The organism is Pseudoalteromonas sp. S3260 (assembly GCF_005886925.1).
Taxonomy (GTDB): Bacteria; Pseudomonadota; Gammaproteobacteria; order Enterobacterales; family Alteromonadaceae; genus Pseudoalteromonas; species Pseudoalteromonas tetraodonis.
The window spans coordinates 1-1,356 of sequence record NZ_PNCV01000192.1 but is presented as its reverse complement, the minus strand read 5'-3'; the positions used below and the strand labels follow the sequence as shown (position 1 = coordinate 1,356).

Here is a 1,356-nt window from a genome sequence, read left to right as displayed (position 1 = left end):
TTTACTGATAGCGCTTCGACTCCAAATGTGACCAACCTGAATGAAACAGGAACTCCAGTAACTGCAGCGACAGCTTCAGCTACAACGGAAGTCATAACTTTATCTTCAAAAGCTGATTTTACTGTAACTGATGGCGTTGCTGGTCCTGTTACTGTTGCAGCCACAGGCGATACTGTTGAAGATATTAATTTAACAACAGAGCTAGGTTCACAAAGTGCAATTGATGTAATTGATGATGCACTTGCTCAAATCGATGATCAGCGCGCGGGTTTAGGTGCGGTTCAAAACCGTTTTGGTCACACAATCAGTAACCTTGCGAATATTCAAGAAAACGTATCTGCGTCACGTAGCCGTATTCAAGATACCGATTTTGCGACTGAAACGGCTGAAATGACTAAAAACCAAATATTACAACAAGCGGGTACGTCAATACTTTCCCAAGCAAACCAAATACCACAGGCAGCAATTAGCTTGTTAGGTGGTTAATTATTTAGTTTACTAGTCACTGTTTATATAAACGTACTTCAATTTGAAGTGCGTTTTTTTGTTTTTTGAGATAGTAAAAATTATTTGGGGCATAAATTTATGCGTTATAAAAATTAATAAATAACTATTTTTTATTTTAAAACAGCTTGTTACGCTTTACTGAGCAAATAAACCAATTTATTTTTAAAATATTCCTAAAGATAATTTACTTCCTGCCGTTAACTTAATCAGTACGGAGCTGAGCATACATTTGTGACAGCTCTTGGTTAAATTAAAATAGTAACATTACGAAAGTAATCAGGAGTTTTATTATGATTTCAGTAAATACAAATGTATCTTCACTAAACGCGCAACGTAACCTATCTCAATCAGGTTCTGACTTAGCAACTTCAATGGAACGTTTATCATCAGGTATGCGTATTAACAGCGCAAAAGATGATGCGGCAGGCCTGCAAATATCTAACCGTTTAACATCGCAAATTAATGGTTTAGGTGTAGCGCAGCGTAACGCTAACGATGGTATTTCTATGGCGCAAACTGCTGAAGGTTCAATGCAAGAGTCAACAAACATTTTGCAACGTATGCGTGAACTAGCGCTACAATCAGCGAATGGTTCAAATTCAACAGAAGATCGTGAGTCACTGCAAAAAGAAGTTGTTGCCCTGCAAGACGAGCTAACTCGTATTTCTGATACCACTTCATTTGGTGGTCAGCAGTTATTAAATGGAGACTTTGGTTCAAGAAACTTTCAAATTGGCTCAAATGCTAACGAAACTATCTCTATAAGTTTAAGTAGCACAGCAGCAGATAAAATTGGTTCATTAGAAGCAACTACTAACATCACTGATGCAGCTGGAAGCGTTTCATTTG

The 1,356-nt window shown here is 37.5% G+C and carries 2 protein-coding genes; both read left to right on the top strand.

Annotation, left to right across the window (positions count from 1 at the left end; genetic code table 11):
* Positions 1-486: flagellin (locus tag CWC14_RS19865; protein WP_283957457.1), on the top strand; the 486-nt coding region annotated here is incomplete at its 5' end.
* Between the two features lie 308 nt (positions 487-794).
* The coding region (locus tag CWC14_RS18110; protein ID WP_502705430.1) for a flagellin N-terminal helical domain-containing protein at positions 795-1,356 on the top strand (562 nt) is incomplete at its 3' end.